Annotated in this window: 23 protein-coding genes and 2 pseudogenes; 9 read left to right on the top strand and 16 right to left on the bottom strand. The window is 58.6% G+C overall.

Going from position 1 to position 23,760, the window contains the following annotated elements; genetic code table 11:
- The 4 genes from urtD to urtA all read right to left on the bottom strand — a co-directional run bounded on the left by urtD (position 1) and on the right by urtA (position 4,900).
- Positions 1-756: an urea ABC transporter ATP-binding protein UrtD gene (gene urtD, locus ACK83U_RS22740; RefSeq protein WP_112337768.1), complete on the bottom strand. Its 756-nt coding sequence runs from the start codon at positions 754-756 to the stop codon at positions 1-3.
- 4 nt (positions 757-760) lie between these two features.
- Positions 761-1,921 carry an urea ABC transporter permease subunit UrtC gene (gene urtC / locus ACK83U_RS22735; RefSeq protein ID WP_112608948.1) on the bottom strand — a complete coding sequence of 387 codons (1,161 nt, stop codon included), beginning with the start codon at positions 1,919-1,921 and terminating at the stop codon, positions 761-763.
- Positions 1,918-3,543 (bottom strand): urea ABC transporter permease subunit UrtB, encoded by a 1,626-nt coding sequence (gene urtB, locus ACK83U_RS22730; protein WP_112608946.1) that lies wholly within the window; start codon positions 3,541-3,543, stop codon positions 1,918-1,920. The genes urtC and urtB overlap by 4 nt, the downstream gene beginning before the upstream one ends.
- 67 nt (positions 3,544-3,610) lie before the next feature.
- Positions 3,611-4,900 (bottom strand): urea ABC transporter substrate-binding protein, encoded by a 1,290-nt coding sequence (gene urtA / locus ACK83U_RS22725; RefSeq protein WP_112337771.1) that lies wholly within the window; start codon positions 4,898-4,900, stop codon positions 3,611-3,613.
- A gap of 230 nt (positions 4,901-5,130) precedes the next feature.
- Here urtA and ACK83U_RS22720 point away from each other — a divergent pair, with 230 nt between their 5' ends.
- Positions 5,131-8,520, top strand: a complete 3,390-nt coding sequence (locus ACK83U_RS22720) for an ATP-binding protein (RefSeq protein WP_112608944.1) — start codon at positions 5,131-5,133, stop codon at positions 8,518-8,520.
- The gene (locus tag ACK83U_RS22715) at positions 8,513-9,436 is read left to right on the top strand and encodes a response regulator transcription factor (protein WP_015343271.1); all 924 of its coding nucleotides are present in this window, start codon (positions 8,513-8,515) and stop codon (positions 9,434-9,436) included. The genes ACK83U_RS22720 and ACK83U_RS22715 overlap by 8 nt, the downstream gene beginning before the upstream one ends.
- A 15-nt stretch (positions 9,437-9,451) precedes the next feature.
- On the opposite strand, the gene ACK83U_RS22710 is transcribed toward ACK83U_RS22715, so the two are convergent.
- The 5 genes from ACK83U_RS22710 to ACK83U_RS22690 all read right to left on the bottom strand — a co-directional run bounded on the left by ACK83U_RS22710 (position 9,452) and on the right by ACK83U_RS22690 (position 14,800).
- Positions 9,452-10,315, bottom strand: a complete 864-nt coding sequence (locus ACK83U_RS22710) for an alpha/beta fold hydrolase (protein WP_112337773.1) — start codon at positions 10,313-10,315, stop codon at positions 9,452-9,454.
- A gap of 309 nt (positions 10,316-10,624) precedes the next feature.
- The gene (gene kynA, locus ACK83U_RS22705) at positions 10,625-11,455 is read right to left on the bottom strand and encodes a tryptophan 2,3-dioxygenase (RefSeq protein WP_112608942.1); all 831 of its coding nucleotides are present in this window, start codon (positions 11,453-11,455) and stop codon (positions 10,625-10,627) included.
- A 383-nt stretch (positions 11,456-11,838) separates the two neighbouring features.
- Positions 11,839-12,126: a hypothetical protein gene (locus ACK83U_RS22700; RefSeq protein ID WP_112399932.1), complete on the bottom strand. Its 288-nt coding sequence runs from the start codon at positions 12,124-12,126 to the stop codon at positions 11,839-11,841.
- 104 nt (positions 12,127-12,230) lie between these two features.
- A complete protein-coding gene (locus ACK83U_RS22695; RefSeq protein WP_112608940.1) occupies positions 12,231-13,616 on the bottom strand; it encodes an MFS transporter in 1,386 nt (461 codons plus the stop codon).
- Positions 13,617-13,852: 236 nt separating this feature from the next.
- Complete coding sequence (locus tag ACK83U_RS22690; RefSeq protein ID WP_162708059.1) at positions 13,853-14,800, bottom strand: dihydrodipicolinate synthase family protein; 948 nt, start codon at positions 14,798-14,800, stop codon at positions 13,853-13,855.
- A 162-nt stretch (positions 14,801-14,962) separates the two neighbouring features.
- Between ACK83U_RS22690 and ACK83U_RS22685 the strand changes: the two genes are divergently transcribed.
- The 5 genes and pseudogenes from ACK83U_RS22685 to ACK83U_RS22665 all read left to right on the top strand — a co-directional run bounded on the left by ACK83U_RS22685 (position 14,963) and on the right by ACK83U_RS22665 (position 18,485).
- Positions 14,963-15,994 carry a LacI family DNA-binding transcriptional regulator gene (locus ACK83U_RS22685; protein ID WP_112608936.1) on the top strand — a complete coding sequence of 344 codons (1,032 nt, stop codon included), beginning with the start codon at positions 14,963-14,965 and terminating at the stop codon, positions 15,992-15,994.
- A 126-nt stretch (positions 15,995-16,120) separates the two neighbouring features.
- Positions 16,121-16,615 (top strand): annotated as a pseudogene (locus tag ACK83U_RS22680) (ATP-binding cassette domain-containing protein); the annotation flags it as partial.
- Positions 16,616-16,846: 231 nt separating this feature from the next.
- Positions 16,847-17,056, top strand: a complete 210-nt coding sequence (locus ACK83U_RS22675) for a cold-shock protein (RefSeq protein ID WP_112338766.1) — start codon at positions 16,847-16,849, stop codon at positions 17,054-17,056.
- A gap of 787 nt (positions 17,057-17,843) precedes the next feature.
- On the top strand, positions 17,844-17,981 hold the full coding sequence (locus tag ACK83U_RS22670; RefSeq protein ID WP_183711672.1) for a hypothetical protein: 138 nt from the start codon (positions 17,844-17,846) through the stop codon (positions 17,979-17,981).
- Between the two features lie 258 nt (positions 17,982-18,239).
- On the top strand, positions 18,240-18,485 hold the full coding sequence (locus tag ACK83U_RS22665; RefSeq protein ID WP_112337785.1) for a hypothetical protein: 246 nt from the start codon (positions 18,240-18,242) through the stop codon (positions 18,483-18,485).
- A 192-nt stretch (positions 18,486-18,677) separates the two neighbouring features.
- On the opposite strand, the gene ACK83U_RS22660 is transcribed toward ACK83U_RS22665, so the two are convergent.
- The 6 genes from ACK83U_RS22660 to ACK83U_RS22635 all read right to left on the bottom strand — a co-directional run bounded on the left by ACK83U_RS22660 (position 18,678) and on the right by ACK83U_RS22635 (position 20,674).
- Positions 18,678-18,983 carry a YkgJ family cysteine cluster protein gene (locus ACK83U_RS22660; RefSeq protein ID WP_112609153.1) on the bottom strand — a complete coding sequence of 102 codons (306 nt, stop codon included), beginning with the start codon at positions 18,981-18,983 and terminating at the stop codon, positions 18,678-18,680.
- A gap of 23 nt (positions 18,984-19,006) precedes the next feature.
- Complete coding sequence (locus ACK83U_RS22655) at positions 19,007-19,363, bottom strand: hypothetical protein (RefSeq protein ID WP_246699014.1); 357 nt, start codon at positions 19,361-19,363, stop codon at positions 19,007-19,009.
- A gap of 48 nt (positions 19,364-19,411) precedes the next feature.
- Positions 19,412-19,687 carry a hypothetical protein gene (locus tag ACK83U_RS22650; RefSeq protein WP_112337786.1) on the bottom strand — a complete coding sequence of 92 codons (276 nt, stop codon included), beginning with the start codon at positions 19,685-19,687 and terminating at the stop codon, positions 19,412-19,414.
- 93 nt (positions 19,688-19,780) lie between these two features.
- Complete coding sequence (locus ACK83U_RS22645) at positions 19,781-20,086, bottom strand: DUF6481 family protein (protein WP_112608932.1); 306 nt, start codon at positions 20,084-20,086, stop codon at positions 19,781-19,783.
- Between the two features lie 32 nt (positions 20,087-20,118).
- Positions 20,119-20,343 carry a hypothetical protein gene (locus ACK83U_RS22640; protein ID WP_112608930.1) on the bottom strand — a complete coding sequence of 75 codons (225 nt, stop codon included), beginning with the start codon at positions 20,341-20,343 and terminating at the stop codon, positions 20,119-20,121.
- A gap of 121 nt (positions 20,344-20,464) precedes the next feature.
- The gene (locus ACK83U_RS22635) at positions 20,465-20,674 is read right to left on the bottom strand and encodes a cold-shock protein (RefSeq protein ID WP_025662430.1); all 210 of its coding nucleotides are present in this window, start codon (positions 20,672-20,674) and stop codon (positions 20,465-20,467) included.
- A gap of 645 nt (positions 20,675-21,319) precedes the next feature.
- Between ACK83U_RS22635 and ACK83U_RS22630 the strand changes: the two genes are divergently transcribed.
- Positions 21,320-22,132 (top strand): tetratricopeptide repeat protein, encoded by an 813-nt coding sequence (locus ACK83U_RS22630; RefSeq protein WP_183711670.1) that lies wholly within the window; start codon positions 21,320-21,322, stop codon positions 22,130-22,132.
- Positions 22,133-22,145: 13 nt separating this feature from the next.
- On the opposite strand, the gene ACK83U_RS22625 is transcribed toward ACK83U_RS22630, so the two are convergent.
- Entirely contained in the window at positions 22,146-22,865 is a 720-nt protein-coding gene (locus ACK83U_RS22625) for a hypothetical protein (RefSeq protein ID WP_112608926.1), read from the bottom strand.
- A gap of 182 nt (positions 22,866-23,047) precedes the next feature.
- Between ACK83U_RS22625 and ACK83U_RS22620 the strand changes: the two are divergent.
- A pseudogene (locus ACK83U_RS22620) lies at positions 23,048-23,430 on the top strand (IS6 family transposase); the annotation flags it as partial.
- Positions 23,431-23,760: the final 330 nt, after the last annotated feature.

Raw genomic sequence — 23,760 nt, 5'->3', positions numbered from 1 at the left:
TTACCGCCCCAGATAATTCTCGATCACCTTCGGATCGCTGCTGACGAAATCGATGGAGCCTTCCGCCAGAACCGACCCTTCCGCGAGGCATGTCACCTTGACGCCGAGATCGCGGATGAAGCCCATGTCATGCTCGACCACCACGACCGAACGCGTCTTGGCGATTTCCTTCAATAGCACGGCGGTTTCCGCCGTCTCGGCATCCGTCATGCCCGCCACCGGTTCATCGACCAGAAGCAGCTTTGGTTCCTGCGCGAGCAGCATGCCGATCTCCAGCCACTGCTTCTGGCCGTGGGAAAGATTGGCCGCCAGCTCGTCGCGACGATGCGAAAGCCGCACCGTCTCGAGGATTTCTTCGATACGATCGCGATCGATAGGCGTCAGGCGGTAGAAGAGCGTCGAAAAGACACCGCGATTGCGGTTGAGCGCCAGTTCGAGATTGTCCCAGACGGTATGGCTTTCAAACACGGTCGGCTTCTGAAACTTGCGACCGATGCCGAGCTGGGCGATGTCAGCCTCGTCCTTCTTCGTCAGGTCGATCTGGCCGTTGAAGAATACCTCGCCCTCGTCAGGCCGGGTCTTGCCGGTGATGATATCCATCATCGTCGTCTTGCCGGCGCCGTTCGGGCCGATGATTGCGCGAAGCTCCCCTGGCTCGATGACGATCGACAGCGAGTTCAAAGCCTTGAAGCCATCGAAGGAGACGGAGACGTTGTTGAGGTAGAGCATGCTGTTGGGTTTGATATCCGGGATCATGGTCCTACTCCGCAGCCTGCACGGACTTTTGGGCTTCATCCTTCGCGGCCTTCGGCGGCGGGCTTGCCGGTCGGCGTGTCTTGCCGAAATAGTGCGCGATGGTGCCAACGATGCCCCTCGGCAGGAACAACGTCACGGCCACGAACAGGCCGCCAAGCGCAAATAGCCAGAAGTCGGGGAACAGGCCGGTGAAAACAGTCTTGCCGCCATTGACGAGGATGGCGCCGATAATCGGTCCGATCAGCGTCGCTCTGCCGCCGACTGCGGTCCAGATGACCACTTCGATCGAATTGGCAGGCGCAAATTCTCCTGGATTGATGATGCCGATCTGCGGCACGTAGAGCGCGCCGGCAATACCGGCCATCATCGCCGATACGACGAAGACGAAGAGCTTCATATGCTCGACACGATAGCCGAGAAAGCGCGTACGGCTTTCGGCGTCGCGCACGCCCACAAGCACCTTGCCGAACTTCGAACGCACGATCGCCGAAGACAGCATCAATGCCAGTGCCAGGAACACGGCCGTGACGGCAAAAAGCACGGCGCGGGTGCCATCGGCCTGGATGTTGAAACCGAGAATATCCTTGAAATCGGTCAGGCCGTTATTGCCGCCGAAACCCATGTCGTTGCGGAAAAAGGCGAGCAGCAGCGCATAGGTCATCGCCTGCGTGATGATCGACAGATAGACGCCGTTGACGCGCGAACGGAAGGCAAACCAGCCGAAGACGAAGGCAAGCAGGCCGGGTGCTGCGAGAACCATCAGCATGGCGAACCAGAAATGATCGAAGCCGTACCAGAACCAGGGCAGGTCCTTCCAATTCAGGAAGACCATGAAGTCGGGCAGGATCGGATTGCCGTAGGTGCCGCGCGAACCGATCTGCCGCATCAGATACATGCCCATCGCATAGCCGCCGAGCGCAAAGAAGGCGCCGTGGCCGAGCGAGAGAATGCCGCAATAGCCCCAGACGAGATCGAGCGCCAAGGCGAGCAGCGCATAGGTCAGGTACTTGCCGAAGAGCGACATGAGATAGGTCGGCACATGCAGTGCGCTCGTTTCCGGCAGAGCCAGGTTCGACAGCGGCACGAGCACCGCGACGGCAAGCAGGATCGCGATGGCGATGCTGATCCGGCGGTCGAGCGAGCGAAGGATAAAGGCCGTGATCATGCTTCCACCGCCCTTCCTTTGAGCGCGAAGAGGCCGCGGGGACGTTTCTGGATGAAGAGGATGATGAGGACGAGAACGAGGATTTTGCCGAGCACCGCCCCCGCATAGGGCTCGAGGAACTTGTTGAGAATGCCGAGCGAAAAGGCACCGACGAGCGTTCCCCAGAGATTGCCGACACCGCCGAACACCACGACCATGAAGCTGTCGATAATATAGCCCTGGCCGAGGTTCGGAGAGACGTTGTCGATCTGCGAGAGCGCCACACCCGCCATGCCGGCGATGCCGGACCCCAGCGCAAAGGTGAAGGCATCGACCCATGAGGTGCGTATCCCCATCGAAGACGCCATGCGCCGGTTCTGCGTCACCGCCCGCATCTGCAGCCCGAAGGCCGAACGCTTAAGGAGAAGCAGCAGCGCCACGAAAACGCCGAGTGAAAAGACGATGATCCAGAGCCGGTTCCAGGTGACCGAGAGATAGCCGAGGTCGAACGAACCGGACATCCAGGAGGGGTTGCCGACTTCCTGATTGGTCGGCCCAAAGATCGAGCGCACTGCCTGCTGCAAGATCAGCGAAATGCCCCAGGTAGCGAGCAGCGTTTCGAGCGGCCGGCCATAGAGGAAGCGGATGACGCCGCGCTCGATGACGAGACCGACTGCGCCGGTGACGACGAAGGCGACCGGAAGAGCGATCGCGAGCGACCAATCGAAGAGTTCGGGATAGGAGGTGCGGATGATGCTTTGAACCACGAAGGTCGAATAAGCGCCGAGCATCACCATCTCGCCATGCGCCATGTTGATGATGCCCATGACACCGAAGGTAATCGCAAGGCCGATGGCGGCCAGCAGCAGCACGGAGCCGAGCGACAAGCCGTACCAGACGTTCTGCACAGCGTCCCAGAACTTCAGTTGATCCTGGATGCTGGCAATGGCGGCAGCCACATCGGGCTTCAGGCTATCGTCGACGGAAACCGACGAGAGAATGCCGACGGCATCGCGGCCGCCTTCGTTCTTGATCGTCTCGATCGCCGCCTTTTTGTCTTCGATCGGACGGTCCGAGCCAAGCACGGCAACCGCTTTTGCGCGTTCAAGCACATCACGAATGTCCGCGTCCTTCTCGCTCTGCAGTGCCGTCTCCACGGCGTCAAGCGAATCCGCACTCGGTGCCTTCAGAATGGATTGCGCCGCCTCTAGCCGCGTCGCGCGATCCGGGCTCATCAGCGTCAGACCGCCGAGAGCCGCGCGAACCGCACGGCGCAGATTGTTGTTGATCTTGATCTTGCCGAGATTGTCCTTGGCTTCCTGACCGGCCGCCTGCCCGGTCAAAGGATCCACCAGATCCATCACGTCGCCGGAGGATTTGGCGATAAACACCTGATTGTCGGATTTTCTTATATAGAGATCACCGTCGGAAAAGGCCTGCAATGCCGGCACGACCTTGGGATCGCCTGACTTCGCAAGGCTTTGGACGATATCGCCGGCCTTCTGGAAATTGGCTTGGCCGAGGGAATTGATGAGGCCGTGGGCGTCTTCCTGGGCGCGCAGGCTTGTCGCTGTCAGCGCCAGCATCAGGCAGAACCCGGCGATCAACGCCAGGGCGATACGGTAAACGAATTTGTCGAACATTGCGCTAGTCCCCTCAAGCTGCCGCGGCCAGAAAATCCTGCCCGCGGCGGTCTTGCGTCGGCTGAAATCAGGAGCCCTTGCCGCCGCACTTGCCGGTGGTGACGTTGAAGTTGCCGCAGTTCATCGGCATACGCCAATCCGAGATCAGGTCCTTGCTGTCAGGCAGGTAGTCGGACCATTCCTTGCCGACCACGGCGGGGGTCTGTGAAACGACGTCGAACTGACCGTTTTCCTGCACTTCGCCGATCAGGACCGGCTTAGTGATGTAGTGGTTCGGCATCATGGTGGCGGTACCGCCGGTGAGGTTCGGCACCGAGACGCCGACGAGCGCGTCGATCACCTTGTCCGGATCGGTCGTGCCGGCCTTCTCGACAGCCTTCACCCACATGTTGAAGCCGATATAGGCGGCTTCCATCGGGTCGTTGGTCACACGCTTGTCGTTCTTGGTATAGGCATGCCATTCCTTGATGAAGGCGGCGTTGGCGGGCGTGTCGACGGACTGGAAGTAGTTCCAGGCGGCAAGATGGCCGACAAGCGGCTTGGTGTCGACGCCGGCAAGCTCTTCTTCGCCGACCGAGAAGGCGACGACCGGAATATCTTCAGCCTTGACGCCCTGGTTGCCCAGTTCCTTGTAGAAGGGAACGTTGGCATCGCCGTTGATGGTGGAGACGACGGCGGTCTTCTTGCCGGCCGCGCCGAAAGCCTTGATCTTGGAGACTTCCGTCTGCCAGTCCGAGAAGCCGAACGGCGTGTAGTTGATGATGATGTCTTCGTCCTTGACGCCCTTGGACTTCAGATAGGCTTCGAGGATCTTGTTGGTCGTGCGCGGATAGACATAGTCGGTGCCTTCAAGCACCCAGCGCTGTACGCCTTCGTTCTTCATCAAGTAGTCGACAGCCGGGATCGCCTGCTGGTTGGGAGCGGCGCCGGTGTAGAAGACGTTACGCTCGGACTCCTCACCTTCGAACTGCACCGGATAGAACAGGATCGAATTCAGTTCCTTGAAGACCGGCAGCACCGACTTGCGCGACACGGAGGTCCAGCAGCCGAATACGGCCGAGACCTTGTCCTTCTGGATCAGCTCGCGAGCCTTTTCGGCAAAGAGCGGCCAGTCGGAGGCCGGGTCGACGACGACGGGCTCGAGCTTCTTGCCGAGAACGCCGCCCTTCTTGTTCTGCTCATCGATGAGCATCAGCATGGCATCCTTCAGCGTCGTTTCCGAAATCGCCATGGTGCCGGATAGCGAATGCAGGACGCCGACCTTGATGGTGTCGTCGGCTGCGAAAGCGCCGTGGAATGCTGTGGTGGACATGATGGCGCCGAGCAGCGCGCCGGAGACGAGAGTCTTGAATTTCATCCGTGGTTCCCCTCTTTTTGTCTGCCGCAACGGCCGGTAAACAAGGATTAGCCGCTGCCTTCCGCGACTATCCGGCGCGCCCTCAGGAAACCACATACGTAAAATGACGTAGACGCCGGGGCGAAATGTGCAGCTTTGGGCACTCCGACGCCCTTAAGCACGGCATCGATCCATGTTACGACGTCTTCGGACCGCCGAGGTGACGATGGCGGGACTGCTGAAGGGTAAGCATGGCTGCGCGGCAACGCATCATTCCGGTAAGACGCGAATACAATCGCTGGGTCGCAAACCAGACGCTGGAAGACTACGCCTTGCGTTTCACCGCCAAGAGCGCCCGCCAGTTTTCTTCGCAACGCATCTCGCAAACCGCGATCGGCGCCATTTCCTTCCTGGCGCTGGAGGCGATCGGCGGCACGATCACGCTCTCCTACGGCACCACCAACGCCTTCTATGCCATCATCGTCGCAAGCCTCGCCATGCTCGCAGTCGGCCTGCCGATCAGCCGATATGCGATCCGTCATGGCGTCGATATCGATCTTCTGACGCGCGGCGCGAGCTTCGGCTATATCGGCTCGACCATCACCTCGCTGATCTATGCCAGCTTCACCTTCATGCTGTTTGCGATCGAAGCCTCGATCATGTCCGGCGCGCTGGAGCTGACGCTCGGCATACCCGTTTGGATCGGCTACATCATCAGCGCCGTCATGGTGATCCCGCTCGTCACCCATGGTGTCCGTCTTATCAGCCGGTTTCAGCTGCTGACGCAGCCCTTCTGGATCGTTCTCAACATCCTGCCCTTCGTCTTCATCGCCTTTGCCGACTGGGAAAAATTCGACCTCTGGCGGGCCTTTGCCGGCATTCACCATCCCGCAAGCGCGCCGGGCAGCGCCGCTCCTTTCGATCTGGTGGAGTTCGGCGCCGCTTCCGCCGTCATCCTGGCGCTGATGTCGCAGATCGGCGAACAGGCCGACTTCCTGCGCTTCCTGCCGCCGGAAGGTCACCGCAAATGGCGCCATCGCCTGGCCATCTTCCTCGCTGGACCCGGATGGGTCATTATCGGGGCGCCGAAGCTGCTCGCCGGCTCCTTCCTTGTCGTCCTGACGCTGACGTCAGGCGTGCCGGCCGACCGCGCTGCCGATCCGGCACAGATGTATCTGACCGCCTTCGGCTACATGATCCCCTGGCACAACGCGGCATTGCTGTTGATGGCCGCCTTCGTGATGATCTCGCAGCTGAAGATCAACGTCATGAACGCCTATGCCGGCTCGCTCGCCTGGTCGAACTTCTTTTCGCGGCTGACGCACAGCCATCCAGGCCGCGTTATCTGGCTGGTCTTCAATGTCGCCATCGCGCTCTTATTGATGGAGCTCGGCATCTACCGGCTGCTGGAGGAGACGCTTGGCATCTTCTCGATCATCGCCATGGCCTGGCTCTGCACCGTCTCCGCCGATCTCTTCATCAACAAGCCGCTCGGGCTTGCACCTCCCGGCATCGAGTTCAAACGCGCGCATCTCTACGACATCAATCCGGTCGGCCTCGGCGCCATGGCGCTTTCGGCAACCATCGCTCTCATCGCGCATTTCGGCGCCTTCGGTTCGATTGCCGCCTCGCTTGCGCCCTATATCACCCTGATCGTCGCGCTTATCGCGTCACCTGCTATCGCCTGGATCACCAAGGGCAAATATTATCTCGCCCGCAAGCCGCGGCAGAGCTGGAAGAACCTGACCACCATCACCTGCTCCGTCTGCGAGCACCCGTTCGAGCCGGAGGACATGGCCTGGTGTCCGGCCTATGCCGCGCCGATCTGCTCGCTCTGCTGTTCGCTCGACAGCCGCTGCCACGACATGTGCAAGCCGAAGGCTCGGCTCAATACGCAGGTCGCCACCGTCGCAAAAACCTTGCTGCCGGAAAGCATCGTCGCAAGGCTCGCGACGCGCCTCGGCCGCTATGGAATTGCCGTTGTCTTGGCGCTGACCGCCATGGGCGCTATTCTTGCAATGATCGCGCATCAGGTCGGCGCAGCCTCTCCCGAGACCGCTGCCGTGGTCGACCGCACCATCCTCATCGTCTTCTTCGTCTTTGCCGTCATCGCCGGCGTCGCGTGCTGGTTCTATGTGCTTGCCCATGACAGCCGCGTGGTCGCCGAAGAGGAATCCTCGCGCCAGAACACGCTGCTTTTGAAGGAAATTGCCGCGCACAAGAAAACGGACGCTGCCCTGCAGGGTGCCAAGGAGGCGGCAGAAGCGGCAAACCGCGCCAAGAGCCGCTATGTCGTGGGCCTCAGCCACGAATTGCGCACGCCGCTCAATGCCGTGCTCGGCTACGCGCAAATCCTGGAGCGCGACGAGACCATTCCGGCACCCAGGCAATCCTCGCTGAAGGTCATCCGCCGCAGCGCCGAACATCTTTCCGGCCTGATCGATGGGCTGCTGGACATTTCGAAGATCGAGGCCGGCCGCTTGCAGGTCTATTCCAACGAGATCAATATCCACGATTTCCTCGATCAGATCGTCGACATGTTCCATCCGCAGGCGCAGGCCAAGGGGCTGACTTTCGTCCACGAGCGCGCCGCAGCCCTGCCCGATTATGTCCGCACCGACGAGAAGCGATTGCGCCAGATCCTCGTCAACCTGCTCTCCAACGCCATCAAGTTCACCGATGCCGGAACCGTTCGCTTCGAGGTGGGCTACAGAAACCAGGTCGCAACCTTCACCGTGTCCGACACCGGCCGCGGCATCGCGGCAAAGGACATCGCACGTATCTATGAACCCTTCCAGCGCGGCGAGGCGGACAGCGTACGGCCGATGCCCGGCCTTGGCCTGGGGCTGACGATCACGCAGCTGCTGACGAATACGCTCGGCGGCGAGATTTCCGTCACCAGTGAGAAGGACGTGGGCTCGACCTTCAGGGTACGCCTGATGCTGTCGGCCGTAATCCGTCCGATGAAGCCGCCGCCGCAGGAGCAGCGTATCGTCGGCTACGAAGGTCCACGCCGCACCATTGTCGTCGTCGACGACAATGAGGATCATCGCGAACTGATGCGCGAGATACTGTCGCCACTCGATTTCATCGTGCTCACCGCCGCCGGCGGGCCGGACTGCCTGACGCTGATAGAGGGGATCAAGCCGGATCTGTTCCTGGTCGATATTTCCATGCCCGGCATGAACGGATGGCAGCTCGTCTCACGACTCAGGGAGAACGGACAGACGGCGCCGATCCTGATGCTGTCGGCCAATATCGGTGACGCTGCTGCGGCGACCGACAGCGACGACAGCCATAACGACGCCATCTCCAAACCGGTCGACATCCGCCAGCTTCGCGACAAGCTCGCGCTGCATCTCGGGCTGAAATGGATCTATGCCGATGCTTCTATCTCGACCGCGCCGAAGCCGCCACCGCCCCTGAAGAGCCCTGGGGTCGAGCATGTCCGCGAATTGCTGCGGCTCGGCGAGATCGGTTATGTCAGGGGAATCGAAGCAAAGCTTGCGGATCTTGCGAAACTTGAAGAAAACAGACCCTTCATCGATGCCCTGCGCGCCCATGTCCAGGCTTTCGATCTCGACGGTTTCCTGAAAGTGCTGCGCAGCTTCGACACTGAAAAGGTAGAACAGATTGGCTGAGCCTGCCCTTCCCCGCGATATAGTCCTGCTGGTGGACGATTCACCGGAGGCGCTCGGTTTTCTGACTGACGCGCTCGAGCAATCCGGCTTTTCTGTGCTGATCGCCACCTCGGGACCGGCGGCGCTCAACATCGTCGAGCGCATCACACCCGATCTCATCCTGCTCGATGCCGTCATGCCTGTCATGGATGGTTTCGAAACTTGCCGCCGGCTGAAAGCCAATGCCGGCATCGCCCAGATTCCGGTCGTCTTCATGACCGGGCTCACCGAAACCGAGCATGTGGTGCACGCACTGGAATCCGGCGGCGTCGATTATCTCACCAAGCCGATCAATATCGACGAACTGCGCGCCCGCATCCGGGTCCACCTGCGCAATGCCCGCTCGGCTCAAAGCGCCAGGGTGGCGCTCGATGCCGCCGGCCGCCATCTCCTGGCGGTCAAGGGCAATGGCGCCATCCATTGGTCGACGCCCCAGGCAACCCGCCTGATCAATGCCGCCACGGGTAGCGACGACGGCCTTGAGCTCGCCTCGAAACATATCGCCGCCTTCATGCTGGAACGCGAGCGGCTCGGCCCTGCTCGCGACAATCTTCTTTCGATGAACAATGGCGGCCAGGCGGCGCTGCAATTCACCTTTCTCGGTGCCATCGGCGCCGACGAATACCTCTTTCGCCTGACAGCCACCAGCCAGCGTGCCGACGACGAAGCCCTGCGCCGGCATTTTGCGCTGACCCAGCGCGAATCCGAAGTATTGCTGTGGCTCGCCAAGGGCAAATCCAACCGCGATATTGGCGAAATCCTCGGCCTTTCAGCCCGCACCGTGAACAAGCATCTTGAGCAGATCTATGTAAAGCTCGGCGTCGAAAACCGGGCATCAGCAGCTGTCAGGGCCGCCCACGTCCTGCATGAAGCTTAAGCCGCGGCCAGTTTTTCATTCCTCGCTCAAAAAACGCTGGAGCGAGTTTGCAAGGTCGACCGGATTTTCTTCCGCGACATGGTGACCGCTTTCGATACCGTGGCCGGTGACATTCACCGCCCATAAGCGCCAGATTTCCCTCGGATCGCCGAAGAAGTATTCCAGATCGTCTTTCGTCGACCAAAGGCAAAGCAACGGGCATGCGATCCGTTTACCGGCAAGGCGGTCCTGCAGTTCATCTTCCCGATCAACGGTCAATCCTGCCCGATAATCCTCAATCATCCCATGGACGACCGCGGGATCGTGGATCGCCGTCAGCAGATCGTCATAGGCCTCTTTCCCCATGAAATCAGGGTGAATGCGGCTGTACCAAGCCCGAGGGTCGGCATTGATGGCCTGCTCGGGCTTTTCCGGCTGCGCGAAGAAGAACCAATGATACCAGTCACGCGCAAAGCGCCAATCCATCCGTTCGAGATGCTCGATGATCGGAATGCTGTCGATCACGGCGACCTTGGTGACGATCTCGGGATGATCGAGGGCAAGGCGGAATGCCACGTAGCTGCCGCGGTCATGACCCGCCACGGCAAAAGTCCGATGACCTAAAGCCTGCATCAGCGCTACACAGTCCAGCGCCTTCGCCCGTTTCGAAGAATAACGGCTATCCTCGCTGTCAACGGGCTGGAAAGACTTCCCAAATCCCCTGAGGTCAGGGCAAACAATCGTGAAGTGAGGAGACAAGAGGTCTGCGACATGGCCCCAAGTCATATGCGTTCGCGGATGGCCGTGCAGCAACAGCAATGGCGGCCCGTTGCCGCCGTAGCGGACGCGTAAAAGGCCGGGGCCGACGTCGATATAATCCAGTGTCATTCCGCTGAACAAATCCCGCCTCCCTCGAATATTCGCTCCTTGCTCCTTACGTTTGCGGCATCGGATTGTTCCAACTTTACCCGTTACGCCGATTTTCCGCGGAAAACTCCGATTCGGTCGAACGGCGACCTTTCATATCAAGGCGAGGCTCGCACAATTAATTCTACTTTAATTTGTCAATAGAAGTAGACACATCACGACCTCAGCTTTCTGCTTACCTTTTGAAAATTGGGCGATGGTCGCAGACCGCGTGCATAGACGATAACCATGCACGACGTGAAGCTGCACGTTTCGACAACGCCGGCCAGGCTTCCAGCCACGCTAAAGTTCAGTGCGCACGCGCCACAATTCCGGGAAGAGTTCCACCTCCAGCATCCGCTTCAGATACGAGGTCCCGGCTGTTCCGCCTGTCCCGCGCTTAAAACCGATCACGCGCTCGACCGTGGTAACATGGTTGAAGCGCCAGCGCCGGAAATAGTCTTCGAAGTCGACCAGCTTCTCGCCGACTTCGTAGGCTTCCCAGTATCGCGACGGGTCGCGATAGACCGTCACCCAAACGGCCATAACACCCTCGTCGAATTGCCATGCCTGACGCAAGTCCCGCTTCAGCACCTCCTGCGGCATGGGCAGGCCGGTACGCGCCAGCCGGCGCAACACTTCATCATAGAGCGAGGGACGCGCAAGTTCGGCTTCCAGCATCTCCAGAATATCAGGCCGATGTTCGTGCGGCTTCAGCATTGCGAGATTCCGGTTTCCGGCCGCATATTCGATCAACCGGTATTGCCATGACTGGAAGCCGGACGACTGGCCGAGATCGTCGCGGAAGCGCGTATATTCCGATGGCGTCATGGTCCTCAAGACATCCCATGCGGAATTCAACTGCTCGAAAATCCGAGCCACACGGGATAGCATTTTCAACGCTTCCTGCGTTTGATCGGCTGCGATCATCTTCCTGGCTGCCTGGATCTCGTATAGTGCAAGTTTCATCCACAATTCGGACGTCTGATGCTGGATGATGAAGAGCATTTCATCATGCGCCGATGAGAGCGGGAGCTGTGCCGTCAGAATCCGATCGATCTGCAAATAGTCGCCGTAGGACATGCGCTGCCGGAAATCCATCTCGGCGCCATCTTTCGAAGGATCATAGGTCATTCTGGCTTTCCTCCTCCCGGACATGAAATTCGGGAGGACCTCCCGATATGAAGCGAAGCGTCGTCGCCGGTGCCATTGTACAATTTTGTTCGTGAATCGGCAGGCGCGACGTTGCTTTTAGCATATGCGCGGCGAACACCGCGCAGCTTTTGCGAGGTGTTTGAGGTTACCCTTGCCCGCAGTCTGAACTCCGGCTTGTACCCGCCCGGCAGCCAACCATCAGACTTTGCAAATCCATACGACAAGGGCGCCTGCTGTCGCAGACGCCGTCATGCCTTCGAACTGCAGTGCCTTTCAGAGCCGGTTCAGGCGATATCGCCGGTGCTCGGCTTTAGGTTGCGCGACGGTTTGGTCATGAGGCTACCACTCCCGTCGAGCTGCAATCACCAGCGATAGTAGCGGTGATGGCGATGGTGGTGACGATGCTTGTACCAACCGTGATGATGGCCGCGCCAGTAGTGGCTCCGGTAGCTGCGGTGCGATTTCCAGTGGTGATGCCGGTGATGTCGCGGCCCGTGCCAGTGGCGACGATGATGATAACGGACCGTTTGAACAGATGATTGGACCTCTGGCTTCGTCATGTTCATCATCGGTGCAGCCGACGCAGCACCGGCACCGATCATCAGGCCGACAGCCAGAAATGCAGCAAGCAGATTGTTAAAGATTTTCATAGCGAACCTCCATCAGTGCCATCATCCTGAAGCCAGGCGGCTGAACGGAGCATGAATGCCTGCAGCTCCCGCGTTCATCAGAAGGAACAGGTAACGCGGCTGGATTACGGAGAGAGTTCTTCGAGCGTCCGGCCTTTGGTTTCCAGGGCGAATACGGCGGTGACAAGTGCGCCGAGCAGCAAAATTGCAGCGAATACCATGAATACGTACTGGATGCCCATCGACGAGAGCAGGAAACCCGTCACGATCGGGCCTGCCGAGGATCCCAGGCGAAGCCACGCACTTCCGGCACCCGTCCCGATTGCCCGCAGGCGCGTCGGATAGATCTCTGCGGAGTAAAGATACAGTGAGAAGGTAACCGTTTGGACGATGGCATAGGCAAGACCTGCCAGCACCAATACTTGCATGGCGGATGTCGCTCCAAGCCATGCGAGGATGGCAAGCGGAATGGGAGCGATGAGCAATGCTCCCGCATACCAGCGCTTGCGGCCTACCCTATCGATGAGCAGCGCGCAGATAACCGCTGCAACAACGCCACCCACCGATGTCGCGAACCCATAGAATATGCTGGTTTCAAGCGGCAGGTTGAAGGTCTGACGATAAAGGGTGGGCAACCAGGTAATTGTGCCGTTGGCGACCAGATAGGCGCTGAACCACATGGCCCAGATGGATAGCGTGCGCTTGAGATAGATGCCTTGGAAAAGTTCCCGCCAGTCGGATGGCTTGCGCACAGGCACTGCGGCATGTTTCGGCTCGGGAAGCGTCTTGCCTGCGGCACGGGCGCTGTCTTCGAGCTTGGTGACGATGCGATTGGCTTCCTCGTAACGCCCGTTGGCAACGAGCCAGCGGGGTGACTCGGTGAGGAGCCAGCGCAGCGGGATCATCAACACAGCCGGGATCAGGCCGACGACGAACATGGCCTTCCAACCATAGAGCGGCACCATGAAATAGCCGATCAGGCCCGCACCGACGAGGCCGAGCAGGAACATCACTTCGTAGAGAAGAAAGAAACGCCCGCGGCCTTTCGAGCCGATCAGCTCATTGATGTAGGCGCTGGCGACCGGAACTTCGCCGCCGGTGCCAACACCCTGAACGAAGCGAAACGCCATCATCGTTGCCGCGCCGGCTGCAAAGAGACAGGCGATGTCCATGCTGACGAAAAGCAGGATAGTGAAGAGAAGAACCTTCAATCGACCGATCTTTTCGGCTAGCCAGCCGAACAGGACGGCGCCAATCAGTTGCCCCAGATATCCCATCGACAGGATCATGCCCGTCTGGCCGGGTGTCAGGCCCCATTCGTGCACGAGTACCGGCATGGCGTAGGCAATGGCGATAACGGTGTAACCGTCGAAGAATGTCGCGGCGCCGACGATATTGCGAGCCCAGAACACTTCTCGGGTGACGGGCAACCGCTCCAACCGCGCACTTATGTCGGCTTGCGGATCGATGACATGCGCAACCGGCGCCGTCATTCGCTGTTCGATATTCATTTCATCCTCCCTCTGCCCGGTCTCCGGCTCCCCGACCTGGCATTGACCTACGTATTGAACATCTTGCCTCGGCTGCCGCTCAGCCTGCAGGCGGTGATCCGAAGCTGCGGTCCTCTATGGGCGAAGCAACTTTCCGGCGCATCACAACCGCCGCCTTTAAAGAGCGTCGCTACCCGACGCATCTGCAGTCTCCCCATTGAATACGCCTCCGCCGATTGGCGGCGGAGGCGTGTTTTTTATTCGGCCGCCAAAAGCTGCCCGACACGGCCGATGCCCGCCGCGTCGAAAGCGGCGAAGATTTCAGCCTCGGCTTTTTCACCGAGGCTCTTCAGCGGCTCGCGGATCGTGGCATGATCGAGCACGCCGCGATGGACGAGGCCAAGCTTGAGGGCGACGGTGCCTTCCATATGCGAACCCCGGTGATAAACGGCGCGGGTAACCGGCAGCAGGCGCTCGAAGATCTTGCGGGCTTCCGGATAATCCTGCGCCTTGCCCGCCCGAATGAGATCTATGAGCAGCTCCGGTGCGATGTTGCCGTAGCCGACGAGCAGGCCGTCGACGTCGAACATGGTCGGCAAGAGCCATTCGTCGTGGCAGCTCAGGATCTGCAAGTTCGGATTGGCCTTCTTCAATTCTGGAATTTCCACATACCAGCGCTTCATGTTGCGAACGCCGTTCTTGGTCGCAACGACCCCCTCCTGGGTCGCAATTGCGAGCTGCGTATCCAGATCGTAGGAGGCCTTGGTGGCATCCGGATATTGGAACAGGATGCACTGCAGACCGGACTCTTGCCAGATCGCCTTATAGCGATCCTGCGGCGCGCCCTTCTGGAAGCCAAAACGCAGCCAGCCATGGTTTGGATAGACAAGAGCCCCCGTGGCGCCCGCGGCCTTGCATTTCTTTGCCTCTTCGGCGGCAACCTTGGTGCCCTCGCCCGTAATGCCGGCGATGATCGGAATTTCGCCGTTCACGGCCTCGACGTAGGTACGGATCAGCTTGAGGCGTTCCTCTTCGGTCAGGAATGTGCCTTCGCCGGCGTGGCCGAGGATGACGAGGCTCTTTATGCCGTCCATCGATGCAAGCCACTTCGCAATCCGAGCGTTCGCCGCATAGTCGACTTCACCGTCGCGGGTGAATGCGGTCACCGGTGCGGGGCTCAAGCCCCTGAGGTCCATTGGGTGCATGGGTAGTCTCCTCCTTGTCGTCGCTGTCCGGTTCACAATCAGCAACGGGATCGTTAATGGGAACGTTCCCACTATCGTTTCCGATTTCTCTGGAGTCAACAGGATTTTTCAGGCATCATCAGATCCATACGTAGATCACACTCGCCGGCACGGAAATTCCGAATGAATTCAATAGTGGAAGACAACGCTCGCCAGTCGCGCATAACGATTCTCGACGTCGCGGCGGCGGCCGGCGTTTCGAAGTCGACAGTGTCGCGAATTTTGGATGAACGCCTGCCGCGCTCGGACAGCGAAACAGCCAGGCGCGTCAGAAAGATTGCCGAGGAACTCGGTTACGTCAGAGATGTTTCTGCAGCCAGTCTTCGTCGCGGCAACACCATGACGGTCGGTATTATCGTACCGAGGCTCACGGACACCGTTATGGCGATGCTCTACGAATCCCTTGCAAAAGCCTGCAGCAGGACCGGGCGGTTCGCCATCGTCGCGACTACGGACGACAGAGCGAAAGCAGATCGCCTCGCTGCGGAGTCACTTCTGAAGCGAGGCGTCGATGGACTCATTTTATCGACGGCGCGCGACGACGATGACTTTCCCGACATATTAGCCGCAAGGGGGGTGCCGACGGTTTTGGCACTTAGAACCGATGGCCATAGTCTTTCGTCGATCGGCGACGACCGGCTTGGGGGATATCTCGCCACGCGGCACCTGCTCGATCTTGGTCATCGGAGGATCGGAGTCATTGCGGGTCCCTCCTATGCCTCCAGCGCGCGGACCCGTGTGGAAGGCTATCGCCAGGCCATGACTGAAATGGGACTGGCGATCGATCCACCCCTGATCGTCCCGTCGACCTTCGGAATTGAATCCGGAGCGGAAGCCGCCGAGAAAATCATGCACCTGCCGCAGGCGCCGACGGCAATATTTGCGGTAAACGACAACACAGCCATCGGTGCATTATCGGGCCTGATGCGTATGGGTCTGTCGGTCCCGGGCGACGTCTCGCTGGTCGGCTACAACGATATTCCGATCGTCAGCCACCTTTCTACGCCGCTGACCACCTTGCGAGTGCCCTTCGAGCAGATTGCTGCAAATGCGCTCGATTTGTTGGGAGGCGAGGCTATACCGCCGGATGATCGCATTCGGGTGTCGGCCCCGACACTCATCCCCAGGAAGTCGACGCGATCCATCGTTCTCTAGCAGTTGATAGGGTTAGAACCAACGCCCATGAAGCAGCAAGGATGAACTCGCAATGGCTGTCGGACATACCCCGCCCGCCTCTTCGCAAGAACTTGCACCCGTCCAGCGCGGGCAGCCATCATCAGTCAGGGCGCCTTGCCGCCGCTGACCGAGGTGCTGCATTCGGCGCTTTTCCTTGCTATCGTCGTCACCGCCTGGACCTTCGACGTTAGCTTTCCGATCATCGTGGCCTTCGTCGTCTTGCTATACAGGCTGCAGCCACATGTGCGCGCCTTGCAGCAGGCACGGAGCCAGATGCAAGGCTGGAGCGGGTCGCTCGAGCAAGTCCGCTGGCTGCTTGACGCCTCCGACAAACCGCAGCCACCGGCCGGGGATCTGCCGGCTCCCAGACTGAACCGCGAAATAAAATTCGATAAGGTAAGCTTTCGCTATCCTGGCTCCAACGCGCGGCCTGTGGTGCTGCGATCCGCCAGTTTCGAGATTGGCCATGGCCGCTCCACTGCCCTGATCGGCCGATCGGGAGCGGGAAAGACGACGATCGTGAACCTCCTTTGCCGTTTTGTCGAACCTGACGAAGGCGAGATCCTGATCGATGGATTGCCGCTCAGCCGCATCGATCCCAGCGGCGACCATTTCTGGTCTGGGGGAAATAGCACGTGGCTTGGATGCGCACCGTCGATTTCCGCATTATCCATTGTAAAATCAAAAATTGAGCGTATATATAGGGCATCGACCATTGCTTGTGACGTCGTTCAAGAGCCCCGCGCTCCCGTCGGATCTCCTCTCAAATAATCGATCTTAGCCCGCAAAGCATCGCGGGCGCCACAACGATTGCTTTGAAAGGACATCGTTATGAATACTGGTACTGTGAAGTGGTTTAATTCCGTCAAGGGCTTCGGCTTCATTCAGCCTGATAACGGCAGCACGGACGTGTTTGTCCATATCTCTGCTGTCGAGCGTGCGGGAATGCGCTCGCTTTCGGACGGCCAGAAGATCAGCTACGACATCGTGCAGGACCGCAAGTCCGGCAAGAGCTCCGCTGACAACCTTCAGGCGGCATGAATTCGTCATTCGCTCCGCTGACCACGGATGTACTGGCAGCTGAGCCGAATGACTGTGAAAGGTCGGGTCCATGCCCGGCCTTTTGTTTTTCTGGGAATTGAGCTTGGAATGGTATTTGCCATAGCTCCGATGACAAGATCGTTTTCGAGATCTTGTAATGCGATAACGCGATAACATCGAACTGCAAGATACGAGGTTCCGCCTTAGCGCTGGAAGCTCGCGGCACCGCATCCTACAGTTTGCGCTTATACAGTGCGAATTTCTACACGTCAGTGAAGACAATATCGATGTCACGACTTCGACTGCGCCTAGATCCGGCGCAATGAGCATTGCAGCCGGTGCGATCGGTTCGCACCGCGCAGTAGAAGGGCAGCAGCCTGTCCAAGCGGCGAGACAGGCGCGTCCTAGACGTGAACAGCCGTGTCATAGGAATCGCCGCCCCGGTGGGCGGCCTTGCCCAAACAAAAGGAGGACGCGATGTCTTCCAACGAATATTCCGCATGCGTTTCACGAAACCTGGTTCGAACGAGTGCGTTCGGATATCGTGATCACGCGGATCTTTGCATGCTCCTGGAAACTGCCGTCGGCCGAGGCGCCGAGCGAAAGCTGCCTTTAGCAAGCATGACGGTGTTTCCCAATTTCGGCACCGTTTGGAAAATCTGCACGCCAACGGCCCGGCAGGACGTTATCTCCTCCCGCGTGAGTTAAGCGGTATCAGAAGAAACGCCAATCCAAATTTAAGCAGTTAAGCAGCGCCGATACTTATTCGAGCGCCGAGGAGAAAACGATGGCTAAGGGCCAAATGCGCAGCAACCGCGAGATCCGCAAGCCCAAGAAAGACAAAACACCAGAAGTGGCACCCGCCCCATCTGGCGCACAAGTTAAACTTGCAAGCCGCGCCCCAGCAAATCTGAACAAGAAATAGCACGCTGGCGCGCCATTAAGCGGGCGCGCTGTCGTACACAATATTTGAGGAACCAATGATAAATCATACCCCCAGACAATCTGCGGAAAAGCTTTTTCGCGTGCCCCGCGCCGAAGCAGGATCAAACGCCGAAAAGCTAATGAACCTTCGAGAGAGATTGCAGCGCCGCAGACGCGAGCTCAGAGAGACCGAGCGCGACATCAGAGACGCTGCGCGGGTAGAAGGTCAGCCCCCTTACCGAACCCGGAGGACAACGACGTGATCAGTTTCGATTACACGGACGGAGCGGGGGTTTATGCGGGCAAAGCGACACGCGGACGCAGCGGACTTCGTTACAGACGTTTCGAAACGGCAGCCGAAGCGCTCCGCTTCGCGGTCGAAGACATGCCTGGCGCGCAGCAGCGAGGATCTCTGTTGGAAGTAAATGAGGCGCGTTTCGACCACAATCAAATCCGGGCGCTCTACGACGCGCCAGATTACCCGCTTTCCCGGCGAAGCAAATGAAAAAGGCAGCATCCTAACTTTTCGGCTGGTGAAGTCAGGCCTTCCGAATGGATCTACCGGAGCCTGGAAAGGCCCGTAGCCTACTGATTTTCAATGAGAGACGGGCCACCCCCGTCGCGCTTGGCGGCGGCTAAGCGAGCCTGAGCCAGCTCCGTCACGAATACACGCACCAGTTCGGTCTACCATCATACGCTAGAAGCCGACTTTTGCGCGCGCTATCGTGCATGCTTCATCACCCGGAACACAAGCTCGACAAACGTCTGGCCGCACCTCGTACACGAGACAGGATGTGTTGATCCCGACCTCACCCGACAGTGCCGAACATCGCGAGCCCTCGCAACGCATGCCGCGCTGATCAGCTTCAACATAGTGGGGGGGTATCAAAGCCAGGTCATCGTCAGCTTCCGTCGTGAACCTTGGCCATTCAGATGAAAAGGAGCAGCATGCTCCGCAGGTTTGGCAATCAATCTCAGCGGTGGATGGTACGCCTGCCGTCAGGTCGCAGGGCGAATTTACCTGGGTCACTTGTGCTTGAGAAGCCAGAGCTTTCCCGCCATGGTGATCGCGCGTGGCGAATGTGCCTCTCCATCCGTTCCGTCGAGATTCCTGAGCAGGTCGAGTTCCGTAAGCCGCTCCACCGTTGTCGTGGTGGCCGACTTCACTTTGATCGGACGCTCTTCAAATCGATCCGACCTTGCGTAGGTAACGACGGCGTTAAGATGAGTCCAAGACCTGCCATCCGTAGAATGCAGGTCTCCACTTCTCGCGAGCTTCAGGGCTTGCACCTGAGACGGCGTCAGCGATGCCACAATGGCTCGTGAATTGGCCTCGACTTTATCTTTAGGACTCAGAAGCGATCTCCTTTGGTCGGCCGACATGATTTTCTCCTTCAATATCACAAAAACGAAGCCCTTTTCGCCGCCTGATCAAGCCCGGTCGTAGGTGAAGGAGGTCAGAAGGGTCGTCACAAAGTTGCTGGCTCGTTCCTTGACCAGCACTTCCGTCCATTCATCAGTGCCGCGGAGCCTTAGATCCGTATAGATGCTATCGACGGCCGCTTCTTCGATGCGCTTGATGTGCGTGTTGAACGCTGCTTCACCCTCGGTGCGATACATGTCACGGATGACCATGCGCAGGATTTCCTGGATCGCGATTTGCCAGGCCGTGTTGATCGCCTGCAGCTCTTTTGTATCAGTGGTCACAGTCGCTCCTAAAGCATAAGTGATTTCGACGCGGATGCATCAGTCCTACGTAGGCGATAAAGACCGTTGATCGGACGGAAGGCGCCTGAGGGCCTATGCTTGCCTGGCTTTACGATTGGCATAGCGCCTGTCTCGCTCGGCCTTGCGAGCGGCGTCGGCGACCGCCTGCTCGTTTGCTGCCTCGGCCTCTAGCTGACTACGCTCCACAAGTTTTAGACGGTCCCGTTCAATACGGCGGCCTTCACGAGCTTTGACAAGCAAGACCCGCTCGGCCTGCCTTGCAAGTCGAGAAGGCTCGGCTGCCGTTTTCGCGGCCCGGTAAGCTTGGAGAAGGGATGCTTTGGCGCCGGCGGCAGCTGACCGTCGGTCGGCGAGTTCGTTGTTTCTGTGGTATGTCAAATCCGTATCCTAAGGGCAGCAGGCGGTGATGATCAGCCTGCCTTTGCTCGTTTGGCGACCAGGGTGGATGTTGCCGACGCCTGCTCGGCTTGTTCCTTCGCGAGGCGCGCTTCTCGAAGCCGCAAGGTCTTGGCATTGCGTGCTTGCGCAGCCGACTCGAGCTCCTCCAGCGCGCTATTCTTGGCAAAAAACTCCCCCTGGACATTGCCGAAGGCGATCTCGGCCTGCTGGCGAGATTTACTGTATGTCTCTGTCATTGGGTTCCTCGATGTCGGCAACGGGCCGAAATGAAAAGGCCAGGCGAACTGCCTGGCCTCAGATGATAGCGTGCTTCCGGCAATGCCAGTACATCCGTGGTCAAAGAGAAGCCGATATCACTTAAGCAGCCTGAAGATTGGTGGCCGACATCTTGCCCGACTTCATGTCGCGCTCAAGCTCGAAGCCGATCTTCTGGCCTTCGACGAGTTCGCGCATTCCGGCGCGCTCGACTGCCGAGATGTGAACGAAGGCGTCAGCGCCGCCGTTGTCAGGCTGAATGAAGCCGAAGCCCTTGGTGGAGTTGAACCATTTTACTGTGCCAGTGGTCATGATGAACCCTTTCAAAGCATAGAGTAAGGAACTGCGGAGCGGATGCCACGCAGTCAAAGACCGACTATTTTTGAAAGAAAAGTTCGCTTAGAGCACGGGGGCGATCGTGCGGTAGACAAAGCTCGGCAAGCAAAAGATCGATAATCATTCTATACGGGCTTAGGGGTACGACGTCAACGTTTAGTTTTTTCCGGATGAACATTACCTGCTTTGGTTGTATTGTATCAGGCATAGCCACTCGGCACCAAACGATCGCTCCCTTGTTATAGGCATGCCCTCGCCCTTAGAGCGTCGTGGTGTCCTGGGTGATGTCGACGTGCCGGTTGTAGACGCCGATCGACCAGTCGAGCACGCCCGGCACCTTCCAGCGAGGATAGCCTGAGGCAGGCGATGTTCATGTTGACAACATGGGATCTGGAACGACTGGCCGAGGCAGTCCGACCGGAAGCGGTCGACGCCATGCTCATGACGCATATTCACGCCGAACAGACCGGCCATCAGAGAAATTACCGATCTCGAAAAATGGTCGGAATCTTAGCGTTAAGTCCCAAGCGACAGAATTTGTGTGGCGCGCCGTTTAGTCTGCACTTATGACTGCGATATCGGCCGCTTTTCCGGGCGGCAGCGGATAAAGGCGAGCGGGGCATGCGTACTGCGACGGTCGAAAATCAGGTGCGGCAAATCGTGGCTGATTTCAATGCAGGTCGTTTCAGCCAAGCGAAGTCCTTGTGTGAGACAGGCTTGCAGAAGGATCGGAGCGACCCGACCCTTAACCACCTTTTCGCGGCGATTTTGTTCGCCACCGGCGATGCTGCAAGGGCGAACATCCACGTTGAAATTAGTTTGGCGGGCATGCCTGATAACGCACCCGGCCAACTGCTTGCCGGCCGTATCGCGCGATCGTTGGGAGATTTCAACCGAGCTATATTTCACCTTGGTCGCGCCGCCATATTATCTGCGAATGTCGAAATCCTTCTTGAGCAGGCTCGCACCTTCGATGCCGCAGGAGATCGAAGCCGGGCAGTCGGCGCTTGGAGGGCATTAAATCGTGCCAACCCTGCTTCTCCGGAGGCTGCCGCACGCCTCGGTCGGATACTTTTTGAAGACGGATCGCCCGATGACGCGGCTGCAGTCTTGGAGGGTGTAGCGGCAATCGACAGGTCTCCCTCGATGTGGTTTGACTTGGGCTTGGTGCGGCAAGACTTGCACGACTTGGCGGGCGCCGCTGAAGCTTATCGCAAAGCGCTGGAACAGCGGCCTGACGACGCCGAGGCAGCCGTCAATCTAGGCATCGTGTTGCAGGACATGGGCGATATGGACGACGCGATCGCGGCTTATCGGACGGCCTACAGCCTGAGGCCCGATACATTGGGCGCAATCGCCATGTCGCTAACTTCGGCACCGCGAGGCCAGCTATGGTTGGATCGACAGGCGTTGCAGCGAACGCTCAAATCTTAGATGCAGCTCACATTCAAGCCGATTCTGGCGCTACGCGCGGGCGCTTTACGCGAAAGCGCTTTCGGTAGACTCCGGGATTGGCGAGAACCTCGGCGACGGTATTCTCGTAGGCAGTCTTATGCGTCCCATCGAAATATTCAAAGATCAGATCGGGAGCTGCGCGCGGGACCGGAAAGCATTGTGCAATCGGGGTGCCCTTTGGCAGGACGCCTGAAAAATGAGGATCGGTCCAGATTGCCGGGAAGTTGATTCCCGCATCATAAAAGCGATCCGAATCCACGACACCCGTCAACAAACGGAAGGGAAGCTCGTTGCGATTGGCCGGGTGCATGGCAAAAAGTGACCAGCCCTCCTCCAGTTCGATCGTCCAAAAGCTGTTGAATTTCACCGCTGCCAACCCGTTGGAAAACGGCGCGCCAGCAAGCTGCTCAGCAACATGAAAGCTGAGTGGTGATCGCGGATGACCTTCCGTCGAGGGTTCTGGGATACCCCAATCCCATGCGAACACACCGCTTCGAACGGTTACGTCGCACGGGAGCAGAATCATAAAACCATGGGACATGGCGTCAACAAACGGAGGGCACTGCTTTACGGTTCGAATTTCCCGGCCATGAATCTCGGAATGCGCCTTCCCGGGCATGGCACGGAGCCAGTCCGGCAGAATGCTGCGAGCTGGAACGGGGCGAGGCAGATGGTCGACAAGCGCAGGATCACAGCGAAACACGACACGCATTGGATTGCCTCGAGACGTTAACGAAGAAGTTCTGCTCAAATGTCGAAAAACTCAACGATAACAGAACCTAGAACTGCCTGTCATGCAAGTGGGTTTGGAAGGAGAACTCGCAGTCCTCGCAACCGATCGAAACGGCATCGTAACGTTAACCTGTCGGCGATTGGCCGGTACGATTTTGCGGCATGCGCCAACGCTCTCGTGATCTCCCTTATCGCCGCCACCGTTTCCCAGCTGAAGTGATTGGCCACGCCGTCAGGCTCTATTTTCGGTTCTCGCTCAGTCTGCGCATGGTCGAGGATTTGCTGGCGGCACGTAGGATCATTGTCTCGCATCAGACTGTGCGCCTGTGGACGGAGAAATTCGGTCGGCACCTTGCCGACGAAATCCGCAGGCGATCCGCCAGTCGGCTTGGCGAAAATGATACCTCGATGAAGTTGTGATTGCGATCGGCGGAAAGAAAAGCTGGCGTTGCCGGGCTGTCGATCAGGATGGTTTCGTTCTCGACGTGCTGATGCAGAGCCGCTGCAATACCAAGGCCAACAAGCGGCTGATGCGAAAGCTTCTTAACCATCAATCGGGTACGTGAGGATCGTGTTTGGGTTCGAGGATATATGATACGCGGAACGATAGGCTTGTATCGGGTGCCCCCTCGGCGGGGGACATACAAATTACCCAAAGTCAAAGCCATTCGCTTGCGCAAGGCGTACCTTGCTCAATCGGCATGTCGGTCAAAATTCAGGAAGATTCACCACAGGGTGGCGTAGCCGATCATGGGCCTGATCCGCTCAATAGCAGATTTCTAAAAAAGTACAGCAAAAAGTAGCAAGAATATGGGCGACCCACACGCTCGTTTTCAGATATGCGTGTAAAATCTGCAACACCAACGTTAAGCAAT

The organism is Rhizobium sp. WW22 (genome assembly GCF_047041135.1).
Classification (GTDB): Bacteria; Pseudomonadota; Alphaproteobacteria; order Rhizobiales; family Rhizobiaceae; genus Rhizobium.
The sequence above is the reverse complement of the archived record's forward strand: the minus strand, read 5'-3'. Positions and strand labels throughout refer to the sequence as shown.